Annotated in this window: 14 protein-coding genes; 4 read left to right on the top strand and 10 right to left on the bottom strand. The window is 73.7% G+C overall.

Features of this window, described 5'->3' with window-relative positions:
* Window positions 1-50 precede the first annotated feature (50 nt).
* Window positions 51-524 carry a pyridoxamine 5'-phosphate oxidase family protein gene (locus FHX78_RS13345; RefSeq protein WP_145867678.1) on the top strand — a complete coding sequence of 158 codons (474 nt, stop codon included), beginning with the start codon at window positions 51-53 and terminating at the stop codon, window positions 522-524.
* 10 nt (window positions 525-534) lie between these two features.
* On the opposite strand, the gene guaA is transcribed toward FHX78_RS13345, so the two are convergent.
* Window positions 535-2,115 (bottom strand): glutamine-hydrolyzing GMP synthase, encoded by a 1,581-nt coding sequence (guaA, locus tag FHX78_RS13350; protein ID WP_145867679.1) that lies wholly within the window; start codon window positions 2,113-2,115, stop codon window positions 535-537.
* Between the two features lie 419 nt (window positions 2,116-2,534).
* On the opposite strand from guaA, the gene FHX78_RS13355 reads away from it, so the two are divergent.
* On the top strand, window positions 2,535-2,831 hold the full coding sequence (locus tag FHX78_RS13355) for a chorismate mutase (RefSeq protein ID WP_145867680.1): 297 nt from the start codon (window positions 2,535-2,537) through the stop codon (window positions 2,829-2,831).
* A gap of 502 nt (window positions 2,832-3,333) precedes the next feature.
* Here FHX78_RS13355 and FHX78_RS13360 read toward each other — a convergent pair.
* The gene (locus FHX78_RS13360; protein WP_145867681.1) at window positions 3,334-4,524 is read right to left on the bottom strand and encodes a hypothetical protein; all 1,191 of its coding nucleotides are present in this window, start codon (window positions 4,522-4,524) and stop codon (window positions 3,334-3,336) included.
* Between the two features lie 367 nt (window positions 4,525-4,891).
* Between FHX78_RS13360 and FHX78_RS13365 the strand changes: the two genes are divergently transcribed.
* The gene (locus FHX78_RS13365) at window positions 4,892-5,950 is read left to right on the top strand and encodes an LAETG motif-containing sortase-dependent surface protein (RefSeq protein WP_145867682.1); all 1,059 of its coding nucleotides are present in this window, start codon (window positions 4,892-4,894) and stop codon (window positions 5,948-5,950) included.
* Window positions 5,951-6,055: 105 nt separating this feature from the next.
* On the opposite strand, the gene FHX78_RS13370 is transcribed toward FHX78_RS13365, so the two are convergent.
* From FHX78_RS13370 to FHX78_RS13400, 7 genes are all read right to left on the bottom strand, one after another.
* Window positions 6,056-7,942, bottom strand: a complete 1,887-nt coding sequence (locus tag FHX78_RS13370; protein WP_373312969.1) for a GMC family oxidoreductase — start codon at window positions 7,940-7,942, stop codon at window positions 6,056-6,058.
* Window positions 7,943-7,990: 48 nt separating this feature from the next.
* A complete protein-coding gene (locus tag FHX78_RS13375; RefSeq protein WP_145867683.1) occupies window positions 7,991-9,604 on the bottom strand; it encodes a succinic semialdehyde dehydrogenase in 1,614 nt (537 codons plus the stop codon).
* A 131-nt stretch (window positions 9,605-9,735) separates the two neighbouring features.
* A complete protein-coding gene (locus FHX78_RS13380) occupies window positions 9,736-11,508 on the bottom strand; it encodes a serine/threonine-protein kinase (protein WP_145867684.1) in 1,773 nt (590 codons plus the stop codon).
* Window positions 11,509-11,588: 80 nt separating this feature from the next.
* The gene (locus FHX78_RS13385; protein ID WP_145867685.1) at window positions 11,589-12,935 is read right to left on the bottom strand and encodes a serine/threonine-protein kinase; all 1,347 of its coding nucleotides are present in this window, start codon (window positions 12,933-12,935) and stop codon (window positions 11,589-11,591) included.
* Window positions 12,936-13,017: 82 nt separating this feature from the next.
* On the bottom strand, window positions 13,018-14,646 hold the full coding sequence (locus FHX78_RS13390; RefSeq protein WP_145867686.1) for a serine/threonine-protein kinase: 1,629 nt from the start codon (window positions 14,644-14,646) through the stop codon (window positions 13,018-13,020).
* A 228-nt stretch (window positions 14,647-14,874) separates the two neighbouring features.
* Entirely contained in the window at window positions 14,875-17,409 is a 2,535-nt protein-coding gene (locus FHX78_RS13395) for a protein kinase (RefSeq protein WP_145867687.1), read from the bottom strand.
* Between the two features lie 156 nt (window positions 17,410-17,565).
* A complete protein-coding gene (locus FHX78_RS13400; RefSeq protein ID WP_145867688.1) occupies window positions 17,566-19,575 on the bottom strand; it encodes a serine/threonine-protein kinase in 2,010 nt (669 codons plus the stop codon).
* A gap of 172 nt (window positions 19,576-19,747) precedes the next feature.
* Between FHX78_RS13400 and FHX78_RS13405 the strand changes: the two genes are divergently transcribed.
* On the top strand, window positions 19,748-20,791 hold the full coding sequence (locus tag FHX78_RS13405) for a serine hydrolase domain-containing protein (RefSeq protein WP_145867689.1): 1,044 nt from the start codon (window positions 19,748-19,750) through the stop codon (window positions 20,789-20,791).
* 256 nt (window positions 20,792-21,047) lie between these two features.
* On the opposite strand, the gene FHX78_RS13410 is transcribed toward FHX78_RS13405, so the two are convergent.
* Window positions 21,048-22,754 (bottom strand): glycerol-3-phosphate dehydrogenase/oxidase, encoded by a 1,707-nt coding sequence (locus FHX78_RS13410; RefSeq protein ID WP_145867690.1) that lies wholly within the window; start codon window positions 22,752-22,754, stop codon window positions 21,048-21,050.
* Window positions 22,755-22,999: the final 245 nt, after the last annotated feature.

Consider the following 22,999-nt stretch of genomic DNA (forward strand, 5'->3'; position numbering starts at 1 on the left):
ATCGCGGATACCCGACACGAGCTGTCCGGTATCGGCGCCACACTCGGCCCATGAACACGAACTGGGAGGCCTTCACCGCGGCCGCACCCGATCTCGCGAAGACCGCCGAGGAGCGCTTCGCGGCGTACACCCACCACGTCCTCGCGACGCTGCGCAAGGACGGCTCACCGCGCACCACCGGCCTGGAGGTGCGGTTCCTGAACGGCGAGCTGTGGCTGGGCATGATGCCGAACTCGCTCAAGGCGCTCGACCTGCGCCGCGACCCGCGCTTCGCGCTCCAGGCGAACCCCGGCGAGGGGACGGGCATGGGCGGCGGCGACATCCGGATCAGCGGCCGGGCGATCGAGGTCGAGGACGCGGGGACCCGGGCGAAGTACGCCGAAGAGGTGGAACCGCCGGAGCCGTTCCACCTCTTCCGCACCGAGCTGACGGAGGTCGTGCGGACCTACGTCGAGGACGACACGTACCTCGTCGTCCAGGTCTGGAAGCCCGGAGAGCCGGTGCGCACCCTCAGACGGACCTGACCCGCCGGGGTCACTCCCACTCGATGGTGCCCGGCGGCTTGGAGGTCACGTCGAGGACGACGCGGTTGACGTCGCGCACCTCGTTGGTGATGCGGGTGGAGATCTTCGCGAGGACGTCGTACGGCAGCCGCGACCAGTCGGCGGTCATGGCGTCCTCGCTGGAGACCGGACGCAGCACGATCGGGTGACCGTAGGTGCGGCCGTCGCCCTGGACGCCGACCGAGCGGACGTCCGCGAGCAGGACCACCGGGCACTGCCAGATGTCCCGGTCGAGACCGGCCGCGGTCAGCTCCTCACGGGCGATGGCGTCCGCCTCGCGGAGCAGGTCGAGCCGCTCCTTGGTCACCTCGCCGACGATGCGGATGCCGAGGCCCGGGCCGGGGAACGGCTGGCGCTGGACGATCTCGTCCGGCAGGCCGAGCTCCTGGCCGACCATCCGGACCTCGTCCTTGAACAGCTTGCGCAGCGGCTCGATCAGCTGGAACTCGAGGTCCTCGGGGAGCCCGCCGACGTTGTGGTGGGACTTGATGTTGGCGGTGCCGGTGCCGCCGCCGGACTCGACGACGTCCGGGTACAGGGTGCCCTGCACCAGGAACTCCACCGCCGGACCCTCGTCGGCGATGATCTCGGCCTGGGCCTGCTCGAAGACCCGGATGAACTCGCGGCCGATGATCTTCCGCTTCTCCTCGGGGTCCGAGACGCCCTTGAGCGCGGTCAGGAACCGCTCCTCCGCGTCCACGACCTTCAGCTGCACGCCGGTCGCGGCCACGAAGTCCTTCTCGACCTGCTCGGTCTCGCCCTTGCGCATCAGGCCGTGGTCGACGTACACGCAGGTCAGCTGGGAGCCGATGGCCTTCTGGACGAGGGCGGCGGCGACGGCGGAGTCCACGCCGCCGGACAGGCCGCAGATGGCGCGCTTGTCGCCGACCAGCTCGCGGATCGCCTCGACCTGCTCCTCGATCACGTTGCCCGTGGTCCAGTCCGGGGTGAGGCCCGCGCCCCGGTACAGGAAGTGCTCCAGCACCTGCTGCCCGTGCGTGGAGTGCATCACCTCGGGGTGGTACTGGACGCCGTAGAGCTTCTTCTCGTCGTTCTCGAACGCGGCGACCGGGACGACATCCGTGGAGGCGGTGACGGTGAAGCCCTCGGGGGCGGCGGAGCAGGCGTCGCCGTGCGACATCCAGACCGCCTGCTCGTCCGGGGTGCCCTCGAAGAGGGTGGAGGACGCGCGGGAGACGTGCAGGTCCGTACGGCCGTACTCACGGGCGCCGGTGTTGTCCACCTGGCCGCCCAGGCTCTGCGCCATGAGCTGGAAGCCGTAGCACATGCCGAAGACGGGGACGCCGGCCTCGAAGAGCTCGCGGTCGAGGCGGGGGGCGCCCTCCTCGTACACGGACGAGGGGCCGCCGGAGAGGATGATCGCCGCGGGGTTCTTGGCGAGGATCTCCGGGACCGGCATGGTGCTGGGCACGATCTCGCTGTAGACCCGCGCCTCGCGGACGCGACGGGCGATGAGCTGGGCGTACTGCGCGCCGAAGTCGACGACCAGGACGGTGTCGGGCGCGTTGGCAGCGGGGGACGCTGATGACACGAGGTGCCTTCCGGCGGTGGGGCGGGGGTCTTGTGCCTCCCGATTCTACCGAGACGGCGACGGCACACGTCCCGGACCGGGACGAGGTCCGCACGAAGGCCCGCGCGGGGGTACGCGCGGGGGGACGCGCGAGGAACGCACGACGGACGTGCGGGGACGTCCTTCCCGGAGCCTCGTCTCACCATGCGATCCGTCTTGGACGGCGGCGGACGGCGGGGCATACTGGGCCCATGCTCACGCACCCGGCCTTCCTCTTTACCTATGGCAACCGGCCCACCGGCTGCCATGGTCGTGCTGCTTGAGCAACTGACGAGCGACTTCCCAGGCGCCCCGGGCCGACAAGGTCCGGGGCGCCTGGCGTTTTCCTCCGGATCCTGCCGCTCCGGGGCACCGCACCCACCACCACGAGGAGCCCCGACATGACCGCCACCACCACGGAGTCGACCGAGCGGACCGGCGCCCGCACCGCCGAGGCCGCCGAGCTGATCACCGGTGCCCGCGAGCGGATCGACGCGCTCGACGACCGGATCATCGGTCTGGTGCAGGAACGGATGGCCGTGTCGGCCGTCATCCAGAAGGAACGGATCGCCTCCGGCGGCCGCCGCGTGAACCTCTCCCGCGAGATGGAGGTCCTCGCCCACTTCAGGGACGCGCTGGGCAAGCCCGGCACCGCGCTCGCCATGACCCTGCTGGAGCTGTGCCGCGGGAAGATCTGAACCCGCGTTCGCGGCACTGACGTACGCATCGCCCTCACCCGTACGGCGCGTGACCGGCGCGGCGGACGCTTCGTTGGTACCGGTGTCCGTGCCAGCCAGGGGCGGCCCGAGAGAACCACGCGTGGCTCGCCGGAGCGATGAGACGTACGGATCACGCCGTACGTCGTGGGACCTCGCTCCGGACCAGTGACCGGACGGCAGGGGACAGCAGCCCGGTCACCGAGAGAACGGCCGGTCCCGGGGACGCCCGGGACCGGCCGCCCAAAGACCCCACAGGACCGGCCGGACCACAGGGACCGGCGGCGCGGCCCCCGGCGCCGCTCCCCCGGCACCGACGCCGCCCTGACGTCGGTGCCGACGAGAGGAAGGGCCCCGCGGCTCCGCCCCGCGGGGCCCTTCGCACACCGTCGTCCACCCGCCGTCCCGCAGCCCTCACGCGCGGGAGGCCTCACCTACGGCGCACGCCTCACCTGCGGCGCACGCCTCACCTGCGGCGCACGCCTTACGTGCGGGTCACGACGCCGCACTCGTCGTCGCCCTCGGCTCCCGTCAGCTCCCTGCTGCGGTCGTAGGGATCGCGCGCCTGGCCGGACGGCTCGGGGCCGGTCCGCCGGTCGGCGAAGAACCGCGGGCGGATCACGCCGTCGCCCTCCCGGCAGTCGTCGTTGGCGATCTCGCTGTCGGTGGCGACGACCCAGATGTGCCCCTCCTCGAAGCGGAACCGGGCCGGACCCATGGCCTCGACCTCGATCGACCGGCGAACGATGGCGCGGGTCACCTCGTCACCGGCGTCACCGCCGCCCGCGCGGGCTACCGGGTACACGAAGGTGTAGTCGGCCTTGATCACGGCCTTCCCGGCGGAGCCGCGCCGGGCCTCGACCGTCATGTGACCGCGCACGCGCACGTCGCCCACGAGTTCGACCTCCTCGGGGTCGAAACGGGTGAAGGTCCACACCGGGTCGTTCTTCTCCGTGGGCTCGCGCAGCCCGGCACGCAGGTCGGCGAGGTAGTCCGCCTGCGCGGGGTCCACGAGGTCCAGCGCCTTCCGCGGCCGGGCGCCCTCCAGCACCCCGCGATCGAGGTTCGAGGCGACCAGGAACTCCTTCGTCCCCTTCAGCGCCGCCTCGATCCGGGCGGCCGGGACACCGTTGACGGCCTTCGCCCCGGGCAGCCGGATGGCGTCCGCTCCCGCTTCCCACCGCGCGGCCGGGGACCCGGCGAACGGCTCCCCGCGGGTGGGGACACCGGCGGGGGCGGCGGGCGGCGCGGCGCTGGGGCGGGCGGTCTCGGGGGCCTGCGGCGCGGCGGACGACGCCTGCGCCCCGTCCGACGGTCCGGACCCCTCGCCGAACCCGCCGGGCAGCCAGGACAGCGCGGCGGACGGGTTGACGGCCACCACGGCCAGCGCCGCCGCCAGCACCACGCCCACCGCGCTCAGGACCCGGCGCCGGCGCGCACCACGGCCGCTGTCGTCCTGCCGGGCCGGACCGGTGCGCCATCCCTCGGGCCGGGCGGGGGGTGCGGGAGCCCGCTTCCCGCCACGACGCCACTTCCCGCCACCGCGCGCCCCGGCCGCCCGCGCCTCGTCCATGGCCCGCAACCGCTCGGTCACCATGCGCGCCCGGGCGGACGGCTCCTTGGGGGCGGAGGCCCGGATGGCGCGCTCGCTGTCGTGGACGAACCTCTCCCACACGTCGTCCGGGAAGGACGACCGCTCCGGGGACGGCTGCTCCGGGGACGACCGCGCCGGGGACGGATCCGGCGCGGACCCCGGTCTCGGCCGAGGTGGGGAATCGGGCTCTTCGGACGGCTGCTCGGCCACGGTGTCGCGGGTTCCCTCTCGCGTCGGGGCGGATGTCGGCGGCTGAGCGTACGTCAGGGATCTTCGTCCCGCGCACGTGATCCAGCTCACATAAGAATTCCGTGAAGGCCGGGACAACCATTCACCGGCCTCGTGGATCAAACCACCAGAACCACGGGCCACACCCGCGCCCCACACGCGGAGGCCTCTCCGCACTCGTGCCGCGACCACGCGGCACACCGGACTACCCGAGGTCTTCATGAAGCTTCGCCGTGCCCTGGCCACCGCGGCCGCGACGGCCGTCATAGCGCCGCTCGCCCTGCTCTCGGCCCCCGCGGCGTTCGCGACCGGCGAGGAGACGCCGGACGCGTCGACGAGCAGCCCGGCGGCCGAGCAGAGCACCCCGGCCGAGAACACGAGCTCCCCCACGGCCGACGCGAGCTCCCCCAGCGACGCCACCAGCGCGCCGGAGGACGAGCAGAGCAGCCCCGCCACCGGCACGAGCGCGCCGGGCGACGACGCCAGCTCCCCCGGCACCGCCCCGAGCACCCCCGCCGGCAACGCGAGCTCGCCGGCCGCCTCCCCGTCGCCGAGCGCCAGTGAGAGCGCCCCGGCGGAGGAGGACCCCGAGCTCTGCGTCGACGAGGAGGGCAACAGCACCGCCGGACTCAGCGCCGAACTGCGCAGCGGTCTGTCGGGTCTGCCCGAGACGATCGTCGCCGGCAGCGGCTGGAAGGCGTTCTCGTTCAACGTGTCCAACCGCGGCGACGAGGAGATCAAGGACATCAAGCCGCTGATCGGCGTCGCGGCCGTCGGCTGGAACGAGAAGGACTACTCCGGCCGGATCACGGTCCAGGTCTTCGACAAGGCCACCGGACAGTGGACCACGCTCGCCGACACCGCGGGTGAGGGCGGCACGTTCGCGGCGTTCTCGCTCGGTGCCGGCCAGTCGGTCTCGTACCAGCTGCGGCTGAGCGTCGACGGCAAGGTGCCCGACGCCCTCGGCATCACCGGCGGTCTCGCCGAGTACGCGGACGCCGAGGGCTGCTGGCTGGCCGACGACCCCAACGGCTGGATCTACTTCTTCGACATCCTCGCGGCCGGCTCCGAGGCGGGCAAGCCGAACGACGCCAAGCCGCAGACCGGTGGCATGGCCGAGCTCGACGACGTGAGCGACGTCAAGGTCACCGGCAGCCTCGCCGAGACGGGTTCCAGCTCCGCGCTCCCGATGATCGGGCTGGTCGGCGGTGCCGCCGTCGTGGCCGGTGCGGGTGCGGTGTTCGTGGTGCGCCGGCGCAAGGCCGGTGTGCAGGCGTAAGCACGCCGGTCCGCGCGGCGCGCGGCACCACCCAGGACAAGGGAAGAGGACCTGAGCTCGGAGGGGGGCACAGGTCCTCTTCCCTTGTCCGGACGGCTCGCGGGGCTACTTCTTCGGCGGCACCGCCGGGATCCCCAGGAACGGCAGCTTCAGCGCGCCGAACGCGTCCGCCGGTACCGCCGGGGACTTCGGCTCGACCGGCTTCAGCCGCCGGTAGGCATCCCCCTGCCGCGGGCGGGGATCGGCCTCGCCCTTGTTGGGCCAGTACGACATCGCCCGCTCCGCCTGTGCCGTGATGGTCAGCGAGGGATTGACGCCCAGGTTCGCCGAGACCGCCGCTCCGTCCACGACCGAGATGCCGGGGTGGCCGTAGAGGCGGTGGTACGGGTCGATCACGCCGGTGTCGCGGGAGCCGCCGATCGGGCAGCCGCCCAGGAAGTGGGCGGTCAGCGGCATCCCCGTCAGCTCACCGACGTTGGAGCCGGCGAAGCCGTTGATCTCGGCCGCCAGCGCCGACGCGCCGTCCGTGGCCGCCTTGATCTGCTTGGGGTTGGGCGCGCCGTGCCCCTGCCGGGCGGTGAGCAGTCCGCGGCCGGCCCCGGACGGCTTGAGGTACGTCGTCAGGGAGTTGTCCAGCGACTGCATCACCAGGCCGATGATGGTCCGCTCCGACCAGCGCCGGTTGGACAGCGACCGCAGCATCAGCCAGGGGTGCCGCGCCGCGTTGCCCAACCAGCCCAGCACCCGGGCCGTGCCCGAGCCGCCGCCCGCGTACGGCACCTGGAGGATGGACAGCCCGCCCATCGAGTTGGATCCCCTGCCGTAGCGGACCGGTTCGATGTGGGTGTTCTCGTCGGGGTGGATCGACGACGTGATGGCCACGCCGCGCGTGAAGTCGGCCTTCGGGGCGCCGGTGGCCCTGCGGTAGCGGCGGTCGTCGGTCTGGGCGCCGACGAGGGCCTCGGAGTTGGTGCGGGTCAGCTCGCCGAGCCTGTCGGAGAGGTGCGGCAACTGGCCGCCGGCCCGCATCCGGTGCAGCAGTGTCTGGGTGCCGTAGGTGCCGGCGGCCAGCACCACCCGGCGGGCGCGCAGGGTACGTCCCTTGCCCTTGCGGCGGTTGTCGGTGGGGAGCGTGGCGACGGCGTACCCGCCCCGCGAGTCCTCCGTCACCGACACCACCGTCGTCATGGGGTGCACGACCGCGCCCGCCTTCTCGGCGAGGTGGAGGTAGTTCTCGTTGAGGGTGTTCTTCGCCCCGTGCCGGCAGCCGGTCATGCACTCGCCGCACTCGGCACAGGCCCGGCGCGCGGGTCCCGCCCCGCCGAAGTACGGGTCGGGGACCTCCTGTCCCGGTGCCGCCCGCACCGCCCCGTCGGCGTCCTCGCCGTCGCCGAAGAAGACGCCGACCGGCGCCAGATGGAAGGTGTCGCCGACGCCCATCCGCTCGGCCACCGCCTTCAGGTGCACGTCCGACGGCGTCATCGTCGGGTTGAGCCGCACCCCGAGCATCCGCCGCGCCTGGTCGTAGTACGGCGCCAGCTCCTCCTGCCAGTCGGTGATGTGCCCCCACTGCGGGTCCTCGAAGAACGGCCGGGGCGGTACGTAGAGGGTGTTGGCGTAGTTGAGGGAGCCGCCGCCGACGCCCGCGCCCGCCAGCACCATGACGTTGCCGAGCAGATGGATGCGCTGGATGCCGTACATGCCGAGCCGGGGCGCCCACAGGTAGTTCTTCAGGTCCCAGGAGTTCTTCGGCAGCGACGCGCGGGTGAAGCGCCGGCCGGCCTCCAGGACGCCGACGCGGTAGCCCTTCTCGGTCAGCCGGAGCGCCGAGACCGAGCCGCCGAAGCCCGAGCCGACGACGATGACGTCGTAGTCGTACGCGGAATCGTCGTACGCGGAGTCGTCGTCGGGCTCGCGCGCCGCGTCCGGCTCCCGTACGGAGTCCGGGTCCTGCGCGGCGTCCGGCTCTGGCGCGGAGTTCTCCTGTGACACGTGCTCTCCTCGTTGAAAGCGGTGGTACCGGTACGGGGCGCCCGCGTCTCAGCGGAAGCGGAACGCCTTCATCAGGCGCAGGCTGCGGCTCATGAACGCCGCGTACTTCTCGTCGTCCATGCCGAGCGAGGGGGCCATCGGCAGCAGCCGCTGGTGGGCGACGGTCTGGGCCTCGGTGTACTTGAGGATGCCCTCGGAGCCGTGCCGGCGGCCGAGCCCGGAGTCCTTCATGCCGCCCATCGGCGACTGGACGCTGCCGTACGCGGGCGCGTACCCCTCGTTGATGTTCACCGTGCCGGTGCGCAGCCGCGCCGCGACCGCGCGGCCGCGCCGGGCGTCCTTCGTCCAGACCGAGGAGTTCAGCCCGTACGGCGTGGAGTTGGCGCGCTCGACCGCCTCGTCGTCGGAGGAGAAGCGGTAGACGGAGACGACCGGGCCGAAGGTCTCCTCCGCGCAGACGCTCATCGGGGCCTCGACCCCGTCGAGGATGGTCGGCTCGTAGAAGTAGGGGCCGATGTCGGGGCGGGCCGTGCCGCCCGCGAGCACCTTGGCGCCCTTGGCGATGGCGTCGTCGACGTGCCGGGTGACGGCGTCCAGCTGGCGCTGCCCGACCAGGGAGCCCATGTCGGCACCGTAGGCGAGGGACGTGCCGAGGCGGAGCGCCCTGGTGCGGGCGGCGAAGCGCTCCAGGAAGGCGTCCGCGACCGACTCGTGGACGTAGAGCCGCTCGATGGAGATGCACAGCTGGCCGGCGGAGGAGAAGCAGGCGCGGACGGCACCGGCGGCGGCCTTGTCGAGGTCGGCGTCCTCCAGCACCAGCATGGCGTTCTTGCCGCCGAGTTCCAGGGAGACGCCGACCAGGCGGGCGGCGGCACCCTGGGCGACCTCGCGGCCGGTGCGCGTGGAGCCGGTGAAGGAGACGTAGTCGGCGTGCCTGACGACCTCGGGGCCGATCACCGGGCCCTCGCCGAGGACGACCTGGAAGACGTCGGCGGGCAGCCCGGCCTCGACGAGGAGGTCGCGGGCCCACAGCGCGGTCAGGCAGGTCTCCGTGTCGGGCTTCATCACGACCGCGTTGCCCGCGACGAACGCCGGGAGCGCGTCGCCGACGGAGAGTTCGAGGGGGTAGTTCCACGGGGCGATCTGGCCGACCACACCGCGCGGGTGGCGCAGTTCGGTGACCTTCGTCAGGGCCGGCACGGCGCCCGCGTGCCGCTTGGGCCGCAGATGGGCGGCGGCCCGGCGGCCGTAGTGGCGGGCGGCGACGGCGACGGCCTGCACCTCCTCGTGGGCGTGCAGCCGGGCCTTGCCGGTCTCCAGCTGGATCAGGTCCAGCACCTCGGCCTGGCGCTCCAGCACCAGGTCGTGGAAGCGGAGCAGGACGGCGGCGCGCCGCCGTACCGGTATCTGCGCCCACACGGCCTGCGCGGCACGGGCCGCCTCGAAGGCCCGCGCCACGTCCTCGGGCGTCGACTCGGGCAGGTCGGCCAGCTTCTCGCCGGTGAACGGCGTGTGGTTGGCGGTCCGGCCGGACCCGGCCACGCCCTTGGTGAGCTGCGCGACCAGCTCCGGCGTGACCACGTCGGCAGCGGTGCGGGCGCCCTCCGGGGCGGGGGCGAGGGGGTTGGTGCCGGTGGTTTCCCGGGTCTGCGCGTCCGTCATGAGGCGCAGAGTATGACGGGGCGGCCACTTTGTGTACCCGTCGGTAACAGATTCACCCACGGCTCACACAACGCCAGTGAACGCTGGCAACAAACCCCCTGATCAGGGCGTTGGCGACGGCATCGGCCCGTTCAACGTTCGTGGACGTCCCACGAGTCGACGACCGTACGGGCGATCTCCCTGCCGTCCTCGGCGAAGTGGCCCTTGCCCGGGTACACGACCCAGAGCCGGTACATGTCGCCGCCCTTGCTCCGGTAGTACACGACCTGCGCCTCGCGCACCGTCACCGGATCGGTGGTCGTCGTGTAGACGATGGTGTTGGTGGCCGCCTCACGGTCCCGGTACGTGGTCTCGCGCGGCTTGCCCCGCGGGGCCGGCGTGTCGGCGATGCCCCAGCTGTACTCGCCGTCCCTGAGCTCCTCCCAGTGGGCGAACGCGCGCTCCGTCGCCGAGGCCTCGATCTCGCCGTCCTCGTCCTCGGACCTGAGGTCGCGGTCGACCTCGACGCGCACCAGCCCGCTCGGATCGGTGAAGGAGGCGATGGTCCCGTCCGAGTCCTCGGCCTGCTCGTCCTTCACGAAGCCCTCCGGCACCGCGAGGGCGGCCCCCACCCGGTCCCCCAGGTCGTGCCGCTTCCAGCCGTCCGGCAGCGGCCCCGCGAACGGGTCCGCGATCACCAGGTAGGCCGCCACCGCGCCCGCGACCACGGCCGCCGCCAGTCCGGTCAGCGTCCCGCGGCCGATCCGGATGCCCTTGCCGCCCCCGCCGCCCGCGGCCGGGGCGGGGAGCGGGCCGGCCTGCGTGGGCTGCGGGGCGGGCGGGTGCGCGGCCGCCTCCAGGGCGGCGCGGACCTGGGCGGCGTTCGGACGGTGCGCCGGGTCCTTCTGCAGCAGACCGGTGATGACCTCGGCCAGCGGTCCCCGCGCGGAGGCGGGCGGGGCCGGCGCGGCGTTGAGGACGGACTGCAGGGTGGCGGGCGTGTTGCTGCGGCGGAACGGCGACACGCCCTCCGTCGCCGCGTACAGCACCACACCGAGCGACCAGAGGTCGGAGGCGGGGCCGGGGCGCTGGCCCAGCACCCGCTCCGGGGCGATGTACTCGGGCGAACCGACGAAGCCGCTGGTGTCGGTCAGGTCGGTGTCGCCCTCGATGCGGGCGATGCCGAAGTCGGTGAGCACGACCCGCTCGTGCCGGCCGAGCAGCACGTTGTCCGGCTTCACGTCCCGGTGCAGGACGCCCGCCGCGTGGGCGGCCTCCAGCGCGCCGAGCACTTCCAGGCCGACCCGGGCCGCCTCGCGCGCGGGGAGCGTGCCCTCCTCCTGCAACACGGCACCGAGCGAACGTCCCTGGACCAGCTCCATCACGATCCACGGCCGGCCGTCCACCACCGCGACGTCATGGACGTTGACCACCGCGGGGTGGTCGAGGCGGGCGGCGGCGCGGGCCTCACGGCGCATGCGCTCGAACACGTTGGACCGTTCGCGTTCGGGAAGGTGGTCCGGGATGCGGGGCTCCTTGACGGCGACCTCGCGGTCCACCGTCTCGTCCTTGGCCCGCCAGACCGTGCCCATGCCGCCGTGCCCGAGCCTGGCGAGCAGCCGGTAACGCCCGGCGATCAGCCGACCGACACCGGGGTCGGTCGCGGCGCCGGCCACGTTCCCGGCCAGGGGCTGGGGTGCGGGTACGGACTCGGGTGCGGGTGCGGGTGCAGGTGCCTGGCTGCGTGCCGCGTTCCGGTCCTGATGCTGCGGCTGCGGCTGCGGCTGCGGTGGGACCGCCCGGGTGGGTGCCGCGTACGGGTTGCCGGGATGCGGGACGGCCGCGGGAGGACGCGGATGCGGCGGTTGCAGTCCAAAACTGGTGGGCTCATCGGCCCCGTGCTGGGCTCCCCCGTTGCTGCTCATGGCTTATCCCTATCGCGCCGGGCCCCCGCGCATCCACCGCGTATCCCCACCGGTCACAGACCCGTGACCCACGCCGGAACCTATCTCCCGGTTAGGGGGTTTTGCGGCGCGGGTGACGGGCCGTCCGCCGGGGAGCCCGTCGTCGTGGAGCCCGTCGTCGCGGGGGTCGTCGTCGCGGGCGGGGTCGACGCGGGAGTGGTGGCCGTGGAGCTCGCCGCCGACGGGAGCGGCCGCCGCGGGGTGGTGGCCGTCGCGGGGGGCACGGGTGCCCCCGGCCCGGCGGGCGGTTCGCTCACGGGGGTCCCGGGCACCGTGCTCGTCGGCGTACCGCCTCCGTCTCCGTCCCGGTCCTGCATGAGCAGGGCCCCCGCGGATACGCCCGCTCCCGCCATCGCGGCGACCGCCAGCGCGGCCACGAGCGCGCCCCGGGTGGGCGGCCGGCGGACCGGACGCTCCCCGGCGGGAACCGACAGGCCCCCGTCCGCTTCCTCACGCCGTGCCGGGGGACGGCGACGGGCCTGGTGGTCCCGGTCCTGCGGTAACAGCTCCAAGGGCGCGGACTCCGGGGTGCGGCCCGTCTCGCGGAACGCGCGCAGCATCCGTTCGGCCCGGTCCGCGTCCAGACGGCGGTCGGGGTCCCGCTCCAGCAGACCGCGCACCACCGGAAGGATCGGCCCGGCCTGCGCGGGCGGGCGGATCTCGTCGACCACGACGGCGTGCAGGACCCCGCCGAGGGAGTCGCGTCGGAACGGCGACTCGCCGCTGAGCGCCGTGCACAGCAACGCGCCCAGCGACCACAGGTCGGACTCCGGTCCGGTCCTCGCGCCGGACATCCGCTCGGGCGCGGTGTACTCGGGTGAGCCGACGAAGGAGCCGGTCTCGGTGAGCGTGGTGGACCCGGCGACCTGGGCGATGCCGAAGTCGGTGAGGACGACCCGGTCGGTGCCGTTCTCCAGCAGGACGTTGGCGGGTTTGAGGTCGCGGTGCAGCACACCGGCCGTGTGGGCGGCGCGCAGCGCGCCGAGCAGGTCGATGCCGATCCGCGCGGCCTCCGCGGCGTCGACCGGGCCCTGCTCGGCGATCCGGTCGGCGAGCGAGGGGCCCTCGATCAGTTCCAGGACGATGTAGGGGCGTTCCTCGTCCTCGACGACGTCGTGGACGACGATGATGTGCGGATGGCTCAACTGCGCCAGGGCGCGGGCCTCGCGCAGGGTGCGGCCCCGCTGGCGCCGGGCCTCGGCGGCGGAGAGCGTCTCGTCGAAGGGGAGTTCCTTGACGGCGACGCCCCGGCCGAGCAGTTGGTCGGTGGCCCGCCAGACCACGCCCATGCCGCCACGCCCGAGCCTCGCCTCCAGCAGGTAACGGCCCGCGATGACGCGGGCGTTGTGACGTGCGGCTCCGTTCTCGGGCTCCCCCTCGGTCACCATGGGCCCATCATGCCCCACCGGATGTGTCCGCTCCGGTACGGCGATTCGGCCAAGCGGCGCACGTCCCGGCACGCCGGGCACGTCAGGGCTCGCGCCACCCCTGCAGAACCGTCTCGAACTGTTCGCGGGTCGTCGCCCAGTCGGCGGCCGGCGCGGACATGTAGATCGCGTACTCGACCCCGTCACGCGAGAGGTACATCTGGTCGATCGCCCGGCGCGGGCCCGGGAAGTCCGTGTCCTTGGCCAGCGCCGTCCAGCTGTACTCCAGCCGGGCGCTCTCGCGGTCGCGGTAGACGCGGCGCTCCAGGCTCAGTTGCCGGTAGTCGACCAGACGCTGCCCTATCTGCTGGTCCAGATCCCTCAGGTGCTCGTACGGGTCGTCGAAGTCGGGCGAGTCGTCGGCGGCGATGCGGATGAAGTGCCTGCCACCGTCGGGCGTGTAGTCGACCTGCCGGGTCGCCTCGTCGAAGACGACCCGCTTCCAGTCCTCGCCGGGGACGACGACCGAGAACCCGTAGGGGTCGGTACGGCGCACCCAGCCCTCGGGCAGACCCCCGGCCGGGTCGGTCCGGCCCGTCTCGGTGGCACCGTACGTGGGCGTCGGGGAGGGGTCGGCGGTGGTGCCGCCCCGGCCCCCCTGCTGGAGCACCACCGCGGTGCCTCCGCCGATGAGCGCGGCCAGGACCACGACCAGGGCGATCATCCGCCCGCGCACCCTCCGGCGTGGCGCGACCGCGGCGGGCCCGTACGGCGTCTGGACGGCCGTGGGGCCGTTGCTGTGCTGCTGGTGGTGGTGCGGGACGGCCGCCGGGACGGGCTGCGGCCGGGTCTCGTGCGGCAGCGGCACGTGCGCGTCGACGGCCCGGGTCGGCACGTACTCCTGCGCCGCGGGCGGACGGCGTCCCTCCGCCGCCTCGGCGAGCATCTGCTCGGCCCGGGCCGCGTCGGGCCGCGTGGCCGGATCCTTGTGCAGGAGTGCGCTGATGACGGGGGCGAGCGGGCCGGCCCGGCGCGGCTCGTCGGCCTGCTCCTCGACGACCGCCTGCATGGTGGTCAGCGGCGAGGTGCGGCGGAACGGGGACCTGCCCTCCACCGCCGTGTACAGCGTCGCCCCGAGCGCCCACAGGTCGGAGGCGGGGCCCGGGTCGTGGCCGCGGACCCGCTCGGGCGCGAGGTAGTCGACCGAGCCGACGACCTCTCCGGTACGGGTGATGGCCGTGTCGCCGTCGATCTGCGCGATGCCGAAGTCGGTGAGCAGCACCCGGCCGTCCCGGCCGAGGAGGACGTTGCCGGGCTTGACGTCCCGGTGCAGCACTCCGGCGGCGTGGGCGGCGCGCAGCGCGCGCAGCACCCACAGGCCGATGCGTGCGGCCTCGCGGGGCTCGACGCGCTCCTCGTCCCTGACCGCGTCGGCCAGCGAACGGCCCTCGACGAGTTCCATCACGATCCAGGGCCGGCCGTCGTGCTCCAGCACGTCGTGCACCGTGACGACCGCGGAGTGGTTGATCCGCGCGGCCGCCCGCGCCTCGGCGCGGGTGCGCGCCAGCAGCATGGTTCGTTCGCTGTCGGAGACGTAGAGCGCCGCGGTCAGTTCCTTGATGGCGACGGCCCGGTGCAGCACCTCATCGTGTGCACGCCACACTCGGCCCATGCCCCCGCTGCCGATGGACTCGCCGAGCCGGTAGCGGCCCGCGACGAGCGAGCCCTGCATCTGATTCACGTTGCCCCGCAATGGTCTTGACAGGGCCAGGGTAAGTATCCCGGCCCTTCCTGGGAACCGACGGAGTGCCATGGAGACCGCACTGTGATGGTTGTCGCTGTGGGGAACGGGAGGCAACCAAAACGCCTGCGTCTGCGTGGCGTCCGCGGTCCGGCCGGTGCCGCGCGCCCCTCCGGCGGGGTGCGCGCCCCGGCCGCCCGGCGGTGGCGCGGGCTCGGTTCAGCCGGTGAACCGGTAGGTGGCCGCCGCCTGTTCGTACAGCCGGGTCACCTCGTCCCGCTCGGCCTCCGGTCCGCGTACCTGCACCACGTGGTAGCGGCCGTCGATCAGCGCCGCCAGGTTGCGCACGTACAGCTCGCCCGCGTCGCCGGTCCAGGTGAACTGGCCCTCGGCCATGGTCCGTCCGCCCACCTCGATGGTCTTCAGTCCGGTGGAGGTGGCCCAGCTGGAGTCGCGGTAGGGCTGGAGTTCGCGCTCGTCGTCCCGCTGGTAGGCCATGGGGTCACTGCCGTACCGCTGCGCGCTGTCCCGGCCCGGGACCACGATCAGCTCGAACCGGCCGCTGCTGTAGACGACCTGGGCGCTGCCGTTCTTCGGGGTGCGCTGCCAGCCCTCGGCGACGGCGATCCGGAAGCCCTCGGGATCCTTGCGCAGGGTGAAGCCCTCGACGACCTCGGGGCCGTCGGTCTGCGTCTCGGTCGACGCGGCCGACCCGTCGGGGCTGTCCTTCGGGTCCGGCGCGTTCTGCCCGGTGTCCGGCTCGTCGCCGGCGTCCGGCGCGTCCGGTGCCTCGCCGACCTCACCGGCGGCTCCGGTCCGGTCGGTCGCACCGCCCGCCCCCGCCGTCTCCTCACCGGCCTTCGGCAGGAACAGCACGGCGTACGCCACGGCCGCCGCCATGGCGAGCAGCACCAGCAGGAGCAGGGTGCGCCCGAGCCGGCGCGGGGAACCGGCCTCTTGGCGGGCCCGCTTGTGCCGTCCGTGGTGGGCGGGGAGCCCGGCCCGCCGCCTGCGCACCAGCTCGCCCCGGCGCCGTACGATCGGCAGCCGACTCGCGTCGACGGGCGGCGCCGCTATCACGTGTACGCCGGCCTCCGGCTCCGGCGCCGACCGCACCAGTGACCGCAGCCACCCCCGCAGCTCCTCGAAGTCCGGGCGCTCGGTGGGGTCCTGACGCAGCAGCGACTCCACGACCGGCCGCAGCGGCCCGCACTCCTCGGCGAACGCGGGCGGCTCGGCGCACACCATCTGCACCAGCTCGGCCGTCGACTCCTCCGGGTACGGCGCGTGTCCCTGGACGGCCCGGAACAGCAGCGCGCCCAGGGCCCAGAGGTCGGTGGCGGGTCCGATCGGCGCGGCCAGCTGCCAGTTCTCGTGCACGGGTCCGGCCTGCTCCGGCGCCCACCGCTCGGTGACGGGGCCGACGACGGCCACCCGTGCCTGCCGCGCCCGCTCGGCGGCCAGGGCCGTGGTCGGGCCCCGGCGCGCGGGGGCGTGCGCCACCAGGTCGTCCCAGCGCGCCGCCGGGGCGGCCCCACCGGGGCCCTCGGACGGATCGGGTGCGCCGGATCCCGCGGGGGCGGTACGTCCACTGCCGCCCGGTGCGCTCCCGGCGCCGTACCGGCCGGTGGCGCCCACGCCGTAGGGGTCGGCTATCTGTCCCGGCGGGACCGCGCCGGCCGCCGCGCCCCCGCCTTCGGGGGCGGGCCGGGCGGCGGGCAGGGCGGCACGGCCGCCCTGCTGGGCCTCCTGCACCCGGGCGGCGGCACGGGCGCCCGCCCGGTACGCGGCGATCGCCCCCGCGCGGGCCGCCCGCACGTCGCCCGCGCTGTCGAGGGCGCGCGGAGCCGCCGCCGGGGACAGGCCGCCGGGCGTGTCACCCCCGCCGCCGGGCAGCCGGCCGGCCCGCGCCTCGATGGCGGCCCGGCGCGCGGCGTCGGGGTCGGAGGCGGAGTCGGGCCTGGGGGCGAGGTCGGGCGTGGGGGCGGGGTCGGCGGCGGTGAACCCCGGCGGCCAGGACGGGCCGGGGCCGGGGCCGGGGCCGGGAGGCAGCGTCCCGGCGGGCCCGGCGGCCCGGCCCGGCAGCTCGGCCGCCCCCGCCGGCCGGCCCGGCTCCTCGTCCGGAACCGGCACCGGGTCGTAACCGCACAGTGCCTCCTCCGCCGCGCCGACCGCGAGGCCGGTGAGCATCACCCGGCCGTCGTCGCAGACGAGCACCGTGCGGGCGGTGATGTTGCGGTGGACCCAGCCGTGGGAGTGCAGCACCCGCAGGGCCGTCAGGACGTCGGCGGCGACCTCCGCCGCCCGGTACGGGGAGAGCGGCTTCTCGGCGAGCAGGGCGGACAGCGGGCGCGCGGGCACGAGTTCACTGACTATCCACAGCGAACCGCCCTCCGCGAACACGTCGAAGACCTGGTCCAGCCGCGCGTGGTCGGGAATGGCGGCCGCGGCCTGCGCGGCCTCGACCGCGCGCCGTACGACCGGGTCGGTGGGGCGCCGGGTGCCGGGGCGTGCGGAGGCGGGCCCGAAGCCGGACCGCCGTGCGCTTGCGTCGCGGGCGGTGAAGCCGTCGGGCAGCCCCTCGGCGTCGAGCACTTCGGCCTCGACGACCTCCGGGAGGGGAACCTGCCTGACCAGGACCTCCTGCCCGCTGTAGGTGTCGAAGGCGCGGGTCTCGGTCAGTTCGTACTCGTCGGAGGGCGGCAGGGGCAGGCGGTAGCGGTCGACGAGAACCCGTCCCGCATAGTCGTCCACGTTGCCTCCCCCGGCTCTACGGTCGGTCCGTTCCGTTCGCCCAGCGGCCCGCCGTGCCTGCTGCGCACGGTCCGCAAGCACTCACGATACGTGCCGGAGGCAACCCGCAGAGCGGGGATGCCACATCTCCCTCCCCATTCCGCGGGCCGCTCATGCTCACGCCTTCGGCTCGAACGTCTCCGTCAGCGTCCGCCAGGTGTTCTCGCGCTGTTCACTGCCCCACTGGGCGGCCTTGGCCGTGTACATCAGCCCGTACCCGAGCCGGTCGTTGACGACGGCACCCCGGTCGACGGAGCGGTACTTGGTCCCGTCCTCCACGTAGGTGAACTCCCAGTCGGCCGTGTTCCACCCCCGGTACTCCACCGCCTCGATGCGGATCCGCTGGTACTGGGCGCGCACCATGGCGCGCTCCTGGTTCTTCCAGTCCGCGACCGGGTCGTCCTTCGGGGTGGTCGTCCAGCCGATGAGCAGCTTCTGCCCGTCGGGCCCGGTGAACCGGTCCCCCGCGGCCCCTGTCGACCGGAACTTCCAGCCCTTGGGCAGTCCGATCGAGTACCCCTGGCTCCCCTTGTACGTCTGCTGTACCGGGGCGCCGTCGTCCTCGGCCGAGCCGTCGGACGCACCGGCCCCGTCGTCCGGGCCGGCCGACGCGGAACTCGCGTCCGAGCCCGCGCCCGCGCCCGCGCCCGAGCCCGCCGATTCGGTGGCCGCACCGTCGGTGCGGGTGCCGTCGGTGCGGGTGCCGTCGCTCTCGTCGTTCTTGGTGTCGGCGCTCGGGTCCGGCCGGCCGGCGGCGGTCCGGTCGCCACCGCTGCCCTTGGCCCCCTTCTCGCCCTCGTCGTCGCCGAGCGTGAAGGCCAGCACGACACCGAGCACGGCGAGCACCACGACCACCGCGATCACGACCAGCGTCCGCCGCGGCACCACGTCGGTGAGCGGCGCCCGCGGCGCGGGACGCGGCGGCAGATCGGGCGGGGTCATCACCGGCCACCCCGAACTGCGCCCGCCGGAGGCCGACGCGGAGGCGGAGGCGGACGCCGTGCCCGGGCGTGCCTCGGTGGCGCCCGACGCCGTCCGCGAGGTCCCGGCCTGCGTCCCGGAGCCCGAAGGAGCGGTGCCGCCCGCCGACTTGGTGCGGGCCGTGGCGGCGGCACCGGCCGAGCCGGCGGCCACCGCCGCCTTCCGCACGGAACGCAGCGCGCCGCGCAGCTTCTCCCCGGCCTCGTCGGCCCGCCCGCCACGCTCCGAGGGCTGCTCGGGAAACGGCACGACCTTGGTCGCGTCCGCCGGTTCGTGGCCCGCGTCCTTGCGCTCGGGCGCCCTGAGGACGGCGTTCAGCATGGCCCGGGCGCCGGCGTCGTCGAGCCGCTGGGCGGGGTCCTTGGTGAGCAGCCCGTAGATGACGTCCCTGAGCGGTCCCGCGTTCTTCGGCTCCTCGAGCGGCTCCGTCATCACGGCGGTGAGCGTCGCGATCGCGGAGCCCTTGTCGTACGGCGGTGTGCCCTCCACCGCCGCGTACAACAGACCGCCGAGCGACCACAGGTCGGCCGCCGGTCCCGGCTTGTGCCCGCGGGCCCGCTCCGGGGAGATGTAGGAGGGGGCGCCGACCAGCATGCCGGTCGAGGTGATGGACGGGTCGCCCTCGACCTGCGCGATGCCGAAGTCGGTGAGCACGACCCGGCCGTCCTCGGCGATCAGCACGTTCGACGGCTTCACGTCACGGTGCAGGATGCCTTCCCGGTGGGCGGAGCGCAGCACGTCGAGGACGGCGAGCCCGACCTCGGCGGCACGCCGCGGCTCCAGCAGACCGTCCTCCCGGATGACCTCGGCGAGCGACTTGCCCTCGACGAGCTCCATGACGATCCAGGGCCGGTCGTCCTCCTGCACCACGTCGAAGACGGTCACGGCGCTGTTGTTGCGGATCCGCGCGATCGCCTTGGCCTCGCGCAGCGTCCGCGTGATCAGCCGCCGCTTCTCCTCCTCGTCGATGCTGGACGGGAAGCGGAGCTCCTTGACGGCGACGGTCCGCCCCAGGGTCTCGTCCTCGGCGCGCCACACCGTCCCCATGCCGCCGCGGCCGAGCACGTCTCCCAGCCGGTAACGCCCGGCGAGGAGACGTGCGCTCATGTTCTGACGGGATGTCCCCGCCCGCTCCGCCTCCGACATGCGTCCCCTCATGCAACCCGCCCTGACAGAGCCTTCATTGTCTCTCACCCGACAAGTGCTCGACGCCCAGGGTGCCTCAGGCCGTGCCCGGGGCCCGGCGCGCGCGGATCCCGGGTCGAGGACACGCCGCCCCGCCCTGCATGATGTGCCTCCTACCGAGGGAGGAGCCGCGATGACGCCACTTCGGACACTCCTGGCAATTCCCGTGTCCCTGGCGCTGCTGGGCCTGGCCCCGACCGCCTCCCCGGTGCCGGCCGCCCCGTCCGCGGACGCCCTCCTCCCGCTGCTGGTCACGCGGGGCGGTGCCCCCGCCGCGGCCCTGCTGGCCCAGGAGGAGACCGGCCGGCGCTATGCCCAGGCCGGGCCGGGCATCGGCCGGGCCGACCACTTCCGGGCGGGCAGCATCACGAAGACGTTCATCGCCACGGTCGTCCTGCAACTGGCCGACGAGGGGCGCCTGTCACTCGCCGACACCGTGGAGGCACACCTGCCCGGTCTGGTGCGGGGAGCCGGACTCGACGGCCGCGCGCTGACCGTGCGGTCCCTGCTCACCCACACCAGCGGCCTGCGCGACTTCTCCGCGGACACGCGAGGCTCCGTCCCGGTCACGCCCCTTCAGGCCGTACGCATCGCACTCACCCACCCCCCGGCCGATCGCGGCCGCTTCTCCTACTCGAACACCAACTACGTCCTGCTCGGCCTGATCGTCGAACAGGTCACCGGTCGCTCGTACGCCGACGAGGCCGAGCGCCGCATCATCACCGCGCTGCGTCTGACGGGTACCTCCTTTCCCGGCTCCCGCACCTCCCTGCCCGGACCGCACGGCCGCGCCTACGCCGCCGACGGAACCGACGTCACCCGACTCGACCCGCGGGTGGCCGGCGCCGCGGGCGAGTTGGTGACCACGCTCGCCGACCTGAACCGCTTCTACGCGGCACTGCTCGGCGGTGAACTGCTGCCCCCGCACCGGCTGCGCGAGATGCTCGACACCCGCACCGCACACGGCTCGTACGGCATGGGCCTGTTTCCTGTGACGCTTCCGTGCGGCACCACGGTGTGGGGGCACAACGGACGCATCTCCGGCAGCTACGTGCGCACCGCGGCCACGGTCGACGGCCGGCGTGTCCTCACCTTCCGGGTGAACACGGACGCGATAGCGGATCCCGGCCTCGAACCCGCGGTGCTCGCGGCCGAGTTCTGCCCTCGCACTACGTAGAACGGCCGGGTTCCGAACGGAGATCCCGTCTTCCGCCACCCGTCGAGTGATTCGGGCGGCGGCGGGACACCGCGGGCAGCCACCGGCAACCACCGGCCCCCGCTGAGCGCCGCTGGTGCCAGTGACCGTCGCCGGCCACTGGCACCAGTCGAAGACCACGACCGCGAAGGCCACCGATCGCGAAGGCCGCCGACCGCGAAGGCCACCAATCGCGAAGGCCGCCGACCGCGAAGGCCGCCGGCCGAGTGAGGTCCGGCTACAACGGCACGATGTCCGGTGCCCCCAGCCGGGCCGCGTCCGCCGTCAGGTCGTCGGGCTGCCGCTGCGACTCCCGTTCGGCCTCCACCCGCTTCTCGTAGTGCTGCACCTCGCGCTCGATCTGGTCCTGGTCCCAGCCCAGCACCGGCGCCATCAGCTCGGCGGCCTCCCGCGCGCTGCGCGTACCCCGGTCGAACGTCTCGATGGAGATGCGGGTGCGCCGGGTCAGCACGTCGTCCAGATGCCGTGCCCCCTCGTGCGAGGCGGCGTAGGTGATCTCGGCGCGCAGGTAGTCGTCGGCCCCCTGCAACGGCTCGCCCAGCGACGGGTCGGCGGCTATGAGGTCCAGGACCTCCTCCGCCATCGTGCCGTACCGGTGCAGCAGGTGCTCCACGCGGACCGTGTGCAGTCCGGTGCGGGCGGCTGTCCGCGCCCGCCCGTTCCACAGGGCCCGGTAGCCCTCGGCGCCCACCAGCGGGGTGTCCTCGGTGACGCAGTCGGCGACGCGCAGGTCGAGTCCGTGCACCGCCGCGTCCACCGCGTCCTTGGCCATCACCCGGTACGTCGTGTACTTGCCGCCCGCCACCACGACGAGCCCGGGCACGGGATGCGCCACGGTGTGCTCGCGGGACAGCTTGCTCGTGGCGTCCGACTCGCCGGCGAGCAGCGGCCGCAGGCCGGCGTACACGCCCTCGACGTCGTCCCGCGTCAGCGGCACCGCGAGCACCGAGTTCACGTGTTCGAGCAGGTAGTCGATGTCCGCGCTGGACGCGGCGGGGTGCGCCTTGTCGAGGTCCCAGTCGGTGTCGGTGGTGCCGACGATCCAGTGCCGCCCCCAGGGGATGACGAACAGCACGGACTTCTCGGTGCGCAGGATCAGTCCGGTCGTGGAGTGGATGCGGTCCTTCGGGACGACGAGGTGGATGCCCTTCGAGGCCCGCACGTGGAACTGGCCCCGCTCGCCGACCATCGCCTGGGTGTCGTCGGTCCACACACCGGTGGCGTTGACGACCTGCTGGGCGCGCACCTCGTACTCGCCGCCGCCCTCGACGTCCTGCACCCGGGCGCCGACCACGCGTTCGCCCTCGCGCAGGAAACCCGTGACGCGCGCGCGGTTGGCGACTTTCGCGCCGTACGCCGCGGCCGTGCGCACGAGGGTGGCGACGAACCGGGCGTCGTCCATCTGGGCGTCGTAGTACTGCAGCGCGCCGACCAGTGCGTCCTTCTTCAGGCAGGGGGCCACGCGCAGGGCGTGACGGCGGCTCAGGTGACGGTGCGCGGGCAGGCCCCGTCCGTGCCCGCGGGCCATCGCCATGGTGTCGTAGAGCGCGACGCCCGCTCCGGCGTACAGCCGCTCCCAGCCCTGGTGCTGCAACGGGTAGAGGAACGGCACCGGGCGCACCAGGTGCGGGGCGAGTTTCTCCAGCAGCAGGCCGCGCTCCTTCAACGCCTCCCGGACGAGCGCGAAGTCGAGCATCTCCAGATAGCGCAGGCCGCCGTGGATCAGCTTGCTGGACCGGCTGGACGTGCCGGACGCCCAGTCACGCGCCTCGACCAGGCCGGTGGACAGGCCGCGTGTCGCGGCGTCGAGCGCCGTGCCCGCGCCGACCACTCCGCCTCCCACCACCAGCACGTCCAGTTCGTGCTCCGCCATGGATGCGAGTGATTCGGCGCGCTGCGCCGGCCCGAGTGTCGCTGTCCTCACCGCTGCCTCCCGCTCATCGGTCGCGTCGGCCGCACCCGTGGGGCGAAGCCCGGTTCCCCACCCTCATGCCCAAATTCTGACCGCCTTGCCCGACATCAGCCACCACTCGCTCCCGCCCTGTGGACAACACCCTCGGGACGACTCACCGAAAATCAGCCGATCAATCCCGCATATCGGTCATATTTACTCCTAGTCTGACATTGCGCTCGCCTGTCCAGTCCACAGCGCTTGCGCACCTGTAGCAC

It is taken from the genome of Streptomyces capillispiralis (assembly GCF_007829875.1).
Taxonomy (GTDB): Bacteria; Actinomycetota; Actinomycetes; order Streptomycetales; family Streptomycetaceae; genus Streptomyces; species Streptomyces capillispiralis.